We start from the raw sequence: 5,583 nt of genomic DNA, 5'->3' as shown, positions 1-5,583 counted from the left end.
TTCATCCCCTCCTTAAAAGATAGGGGTTCTCACGCTCCCGGACTTCTTTGATAGGGAACACCGGGAATCTGAGAACCTAAGATAAAAGGTAATATAAAATTTGTGATCAGGAACAAAGCTAGCAGCGCCAGAAAAATGTTACCAATCAGGCGAGAAGGAGTGGGAGTTGGTTGTTCTTTAATGGGCATCACTATCACTTATCATTTAAAAAGTTTTATTTATACGTGTGGAAAACAGCAAAACATATTTAGCTGTCAATCCGCGTATCTATCTTCAGATTTGGACGAACTGAACTAACCCTTCGGTGTCCAGACGGTTTGATTTCCTTGACCCCAAGCGCCATCAAATTTTGTCACTTTGACATCCCCTAAAACCTGAGTTTGGCAAGCTAGTCGGCGGTTCTGGGCGAGAGAATGGGGAGGCAGCGATCGCCGAGTGCGTTCGCGCCATTCCGGTTCCGAAACAGCCCCTTCCACCTGGACTGCACAAGTGCCACAAGTGCCGAGTCCGTGGCAGTTGAGCGTTGAAGTAGCCCCGTTGTAGAGTTCTATCCCATTCTGGAGCAGCACCTGACGTAAATTAGCCCCTTGAGGGCATTCAAAGGTTTTTCCTTGAGCGGTTACTTTAGGCATAAAAGTCCATCTCCACTGCTAGGATTTAGATATTCATTTCGAGCGTAAATTCGTGATGTGGCTTTAACCTCCGGTAAAAGGCAGTGTTGCAGATGTTTTGGTCAATCTCGGAGAATATTTGCTCCTTTCTACCGCTAAAAAGCCTATTTGGTAAGTGAAGCTGACCTAGCCAACGGCAAAGGAGCGGGGTCAACGTCACAGTAGGACAACTGCTAACCTACAAAATACTCCAGAAGTGAAGCAAGCCTTGACCAGAAAATACTTCTATCAGGACGGCGGATATGAAGCCAATCATCGCTAAACGACCGTTCCAGAGTTCAGCTTGAGGTGTAAATCCCCAAATCCAAGCATTGCGCTTATTTTTCATTGAAGAGGTGATGTTTGTGTTAGCTGACATGGTTAATACTCCAAGTTTTGTGATTGTAAGGAATTACTCAGTTGTGGAAAGTCAAGATTGCTTCGGTGGTTTTACACAGAGGCGAAATCCAGATCTAATTTCCACTCTTGTTTCAGAATCTCCTGATACATTATTTCTCGAATCATCATGTGCTTATGCTGCAAGATCAAGAACTCTTGAGCTTGTTCGTGGGACATTTGCCGCACTTGATCGGTAAAGTTTCTGAGACTAAATTCTTGCTCTAAAGTTAGTTCGATATCCTGATCCATAGCTGCCTTCTGTAACTCAATTAGGGTGAAAACTGTCGGTTTGTTGTTGTACTAGCTATGTTTTATGGTTAAATGTTTCGTTGCTCATTTGAACTCTTTACTATACGTGTTACAAGTCCATCATGTCTGTTAGGGTCTTGCTTTTGCTTTTTAGTACCATCAGATTGCTTTTTGGGTTTTTTGGCTTCTCTGTTGCCTTTTTTTTCTTTTGACATAATGATTCTCCAATGGAGGTTACTTTAAATGTGATCTTTGATTTCTAAGTTATTGGCGTAGCAGCCCACCCGGACGGCTGTAGAAGCGAACGGGCGTTTACCCCTAACTTAAACAAACCTATGCGCTTAGAAAGGTTGAAACAAGAAAGCCCAGAGAATACCTGCAATAGGGATCGCGATCAAGCTGAGATTTAAAAAACTACCAACTGTAGGGCTAAGTCCAAATGTCTTATCTTCTCTACCTCCAGTGAAAAACAGTGACCAGGCTTGAGTTGCGTTGATTTTTTCAAAGTTATTGAAACCCGCTCTGAAAACAACGGGACTGAATACAGACGGACTAGTTAAGTCAACATTATTGGGACTAAACACAGAGGGATTAATTAAGCCAACATTAGTTCTCATTGGTTTTATCCTTATATTTTGCAAAAGTTTTTAGGGTAGTTCAATTTCCTGCAAACCAGCCAATAAACAGGGGTGTAGGGGCTTGTATGCTTTTTTTTGGGGCTAGATTCTTCCCCTATCCATCACGTACTTTCAAAGATTTCGATGGCGTAGTTGTTCAGCCTACCAAATTCTTCAATCACTAAACCGCTTTTTATAAGTTTTACTTTTTGGTTTTGTGATGTTTTATAAATTAAGCTTAACAATTTTATTACAAAATTGCAATGTTTATTGCCAAATAAAATAAATAATGATAATTGGTTATCGAAATTTCCCCACATCAAATACATCCAAAAAGTTGTAGGGCAGCAACTACCGATAGTTGCTGCCCATAAATAGCATTTGCAGCGTTGCTGATTGAATGCATGAAAATGATTTTATTTTTTTCAAAACCCCTGTAGAGACGCGCCAATAGCGCTATCCCGCATGGCTTCGCTAAGGCGCGTCTCTACATTTGGATTCATACAAGGATTTAGCAATGCTGTATTTGCTATCTGTGCGGAAAAATTACGCAGGCATCAACACTGTGTCGATGATGTGGATAACACCATTATCAGCAGCAACATCCGGTGTTGTGACTGTGGCATCATTTACCTTTACGCCAGCAGAAGCGTCAATTTTCACATCTTCACCTTCAACCGTTTTAGCTGACTTCAGTTTCACCACATCAGCCGCCATCACTTTGCCGGAAACAACGTGATAGGTCAGGATTTTTTTGAGCTTGGGAATGTCCTTCAGCAGTGCGTCTACTGTACCTTTGGGAAGTTTCGCAAACGCCTCATCGTTAGGTGCGAAAAGGGTGAATGGTCCAGTTCCTTTAAGAGTATCTACCAGACCCGCAGCCTTGACCGCAGCAACTAGTGTACTGAAAGAACCAGCTTTAACAGCAGTATCAACAATATCAGCCATTTAATTTCGCCTAGTTTTGTGTATTTGCTAACTCTTGTCAGCATGACACCTCACTGTTAGAAATCATGTTTTAGTAAGCGTATAATTTGTATAGGTTCTACTAAAACATTCTAAAGGTACAGCAAGTAAAATCATGTCTGATTCTGGTAGCAGAATCATCGTCTCGTAACCAATTCTGCCAAAGTCTGGTTCTGAACCCATTGCCCTTTCCAAACAATTTACTTTATTTGGGGGAGCGATCGCCCAAGCTTAAAACACAAAATTCATCACTCATCATTCTCAAGTTCTTCTACCTAACAAAGCCCAGGTTCAGCAGTTCCTGGGGAGATGCCAGCAAATCGATCGCCAAAAAGAAAATCTTGCCTTGCGGATTGAGCAAGAACCGCCATGCTAGATTTATGCCAACACTGTCACCAAACCAGGGAGTTTGCACTTTACCCGTCACTTTAATCTGGGTGAACTCTGCTTCTGCTGGCTCAGACACTCCCCGTTCAGGAATCAGCTTGAGTCCGTAGCATTCTTCACGCATATATGCGAGGATCGACTCATGACCCACAATTGGTTCTTGGAAAGGGGGTTGCAAAGCACCTTCTTCAGCAAATAAACCCACAGCCCCCTGGAAGTCAAAAGCGTTCATATTCTCCATGTAGCTTAGGACTGTCAAGTTGTCGATGCCCTCAATGCTGACTTTAGCTCGTGGTGCGATATCTTTAGGTGCAATCACAGGTTCTTTGACTTTTTGAGTGCTAACCGTTGGGGCATACCCCATGTTGACGACAATATTTTGTAAGACGGTGAGTTGCTGGCCCCCTTCAAGTTGACGAATAGCTTGCAGGACATCTGATGCTTGGGTAGAAAGTTTATAACCTTCTGGAATCGGAGCAACGATTCCTTGTTTCATCCATTCGCCTAACTGATACCAGAAGCCCAGCTTGACATTTGTGCCAAAAGATGAATATGTACGGCAGATGGGAGTATCAGTATGGTTAACCAGATCGCACATAACTTGCGTTTGCTCTCCAACAGACATCTGCTTGATTTGAGTCAGGGTTTTTTCTGCGAAGACCATATTGGCTGCCCCCATAGCAGCAGGAGTGATTGTAACTCCCATCTCGGTATAGGCAAACCAAAGTAAAGCTAACTGATCTTCAGCACTGAGTTGATTGGATGATTCAACAGTAGTTGGAACTGCATCAGCAACTTGCGTGTCAGGAAAAATAGAGCGTGCAGACTCGATAGTAAACGACATTTTTCAAAATCTCCAAAACGAAATTAGATTAATTTGTTGATAGTGTTTCAAAAATAGTGATGCTAACTTGAAAACGCCAGATATAAATACTTCTTAGCGCAAAGACTGTGAATGGATAAACGCCTTTAAGAGTATCTACTAATTTGGTAGCACTCGATTGCAGCAACCAGACTGCTGAAGGAACCAGCTTTAACGGCAGTATCAACAATATCAGCCATATATGTAAACTAGTTTTGTGCAATCGGTTAACTTTGTTAACAACATTTAGTATGACATCCTGCTGTTAGAAATCATGTTTGACTAAGTGTTTGATTGGCATATAAATTGTATAGGTTGTACTGTGAATATTTAAAACGTTACAAAAAAACTTAAAACTGAATTGGCACTGCTTCAAAATATGTATTATTGGGATAATAAATAGATACTATATACTCGTTGACAAGGTAATAAAACTCATGAATAACTTATAATTATTGGGTGAATTTTTAACCAGTAAATAGTTGTTTAAATAGCTTATAATATAGATAGAAATAGAAGTCAGTTCAGTTGTTCGGTGGAGCAAGTTTACTAAGTCTAGGGGGAAAGGCATTTGAATCAACATCAACAAGAGTTGGTTTCTGTCCGCCTGAGTTAGGATAAACTACCTTGAATAGCTTTGAACCTTTAAGATAGTCGGCTTGAAATATAGTTGACTTTTACAATACATTTCCCTCAACTCTTTGAAAGACTTGAAATATTCTGTTACAGACATCAAAGTTTGCTGCATTGGTGTTGACTGTAGCGATTGAGCAATCAAAGTTTTTGAAACAGAAGCTATTATCTACGTAAAGAATTTCCACAACTTAAAAAACTGCCATCACTCTGGACTAGCAGTTGTATAAAAATTGCCGTATCTAAACATTCAAAACTTAGGCAGCAATCTCTAGGACATTACCCAAAATCCGTTGAGCGATCGCATATGAGGACTGTTGGCAAATAGCTAAACAGCCAAGCACAGCCAGGAACTCATCAAAATCCAGGGGTTTGGGAAACAACAGGTCAAAACCAGCAGACAGAGCTTGTTGAAGCATCTTTTCATGGGTATAGCCCGTCACAGCAATGGCTAGCACCACTTCCCCTTGCTCTCCCGCTTTGGTTCTCACTTGTTGAATCAGAGCAAAGCCATCCTCCTTTGGCAAGCCAATGTCACTCACGAGGACATCAGGTTGCCATTGCCTAAATATCTCCAGAGCTTGCTGCGCTAAAAACGCTTTTTGCACCTCAACACCATAAGGTTGCAGCAGTATAACAATCAAATCGCAGAAATCAACATTGTCATCTACAACAAGTACTCGCAGCCCTTGGAGGGATTGAAAATTACTAGGAAATCGATTATTTGTATACATCGTAACTCCAATTGGGATTTCAGAACTAGTGCTATAGCTATAGCCATTGAGATTAGGACGTAGACTATAAGAGTGTCTATTGCTTC

10 protein-coding genes and 2 pseudogenes are annotated in these 5,583 nt (G+C 41.3%); 1 reads left to right on the top strand and 11 read right to left on the bottom strand.

Annotated features, from left to right (window positions below):
• Positions 1-29: 29 nt before the first annotated feature.
• The 10 genes and pseudogenes from AC5JMK_RS12115 to AC5JMK_RS12070 form a co-directional block, all read right to left on the bottom strand.
• Positions 30-188 carry a hypothetical protein gene (locus AC5JMK_RS12115; protein ID WP_495910178.1) on the bottom strand — a complete coding sequence of 53 codons (159 nt, stop codon included), beginning with the start codon at positions 186-188 and terminating at the stop codon, positions 30-32.
• A 105-nt stretch (positions 189-293) separates the two neighbouring features.
• Positions 294-632: a 2Fe-2S iron-sulfur cluster-binding protein gene (locus AC5JMK_RS12110; RefSeq protein ID WP_096677627.1), complete on the bottom strand. Its 339-nt coding sequence runs from the start codon at positions 630-632 to the stop codon at positions 294-296.
• Between the two features lie 217 nt (positions 633-849).
• Positions 850-1,029 carry a CAB/ELIP/HLIP family chlorophyll-binding protein gene (locus AC5JMK_RS12105; protein WP_096677626.1) on the bottom strand — a complete coding sequence of 60 codons (180 nt, stop codon included), beginning with the start codon at positions 1,027-1,029 and terminating at the stop codon, positions 850-852.
• Positions 1,030-1,100: 71 nt separating this feature from the next.
• Positions 1,101-1,298, bottom strand: a complete 198-nt coding sequence (locus AC5JMK_RS12100; RefSeq protein WP_096677625.1) for an NblA/ycf18 family protein — start codon at positions 1,296-1,298, stop codon at positions 1,101-1,103.
• Positions 1,299-1,366: 68 nt separating this feature from the next.
• The gene (locus AC5JMK_RS12095) at positions 1,367-1,513 is read right to left on the bottom strand and encodes a hypothetical protein (RefSeq protein ID WP_495910177.1); all 147 of its coding nucleotides are present in this window, start codon (positions 1,511-1,513) and stop codon (positions 1,367-1,369) included.
• A 126-nt stretch (positions 1,514-1,639) separates the two neighbouring features.
• On the bottom strand, positions 1,640-1,915 hold the full coding sequence (locus tag AC5JMK_RS12090; protein WP_096677624.1) for a hypothetical protein: 276 nt from the start codon (positions 1,913-1,915) through the stop codon (positions 1,640-1,642).
• Positions 1,916-2,461: 546 nt separating this feature from the next.
• Positions 2,462-2,863, bottom strand: a complete 402-nt coding sequence (locus AC5JMK_RS12085; RefSeq protein WP_096677622.1) for a fasciclin domain-containing protein — start codon at positions 2,861-2,863, stop codon at positions 2,462-2,464.
• A 63-nt stretch (positions 2,864-2,926) separates the two neighbouring features.
• Positions 2,927-3,064, bottom strand: coding sequence for a hypothetical protein (locus tag AC5JMK_RS12080; RefSeq protein ID WP_495910176.1), 138 nt, complete (start codon positions 3,062-3,064; stop codon positions 2,927-2,929).
• Between the two features lie 88 nt (positions 3,065-3,152).
• On the bottom strand, positions 3,153-4,112 hold the full coding sequence (locus AC5JMK_RS12075; protein ID WP_096677621.1) for an orange carotenoid-binding protein: 960 nt from the start codon (positions 4,110-4,112) through the stop codon (positions 3,153-3,155).
• Between the two features lie 97 nt (positions 4,113-4,209).
• A pseudogene (locus AC5JMK_RS12070) lies at positions 4,210-4,330 on the bottom strand (fasciclin domain-containing protein); the annotation flags it as partial.
• 593 nt (positions 4,331-4,923) lie between these two features.
• Between AC5JMK_RS12070 and AC5JMK_RS12065 the strand changes: the two are divergent.
• Positions 4,924-4,986: pseudogene (locus AC5JMK_RS12065) on the top strand (IS200/IS605 family transposase); the annotation flags it as partial.
• 34 nt (positions 4,987-5,020) lie between these two features.
• On the opposite strand, the gene AC5JMK_RS12060 reads toward AC5JMK_RS12065, so the two are convergent.
• On the bottom strand, positions 5,021-5,583 hold a 563-nt coding region (locus tag AC5JMK_RS12060; protein WP_495910175.1), incomplete at its 5' end, for a response regulator.

This window comes from Pelatocladus sp. (assembly GCF_059505505.1).
The sequence above is the reverse complement of the archived record's forward strand: the minus strand, read 5'-3'. Positions and strand labels throughout refer to the sequence as shown.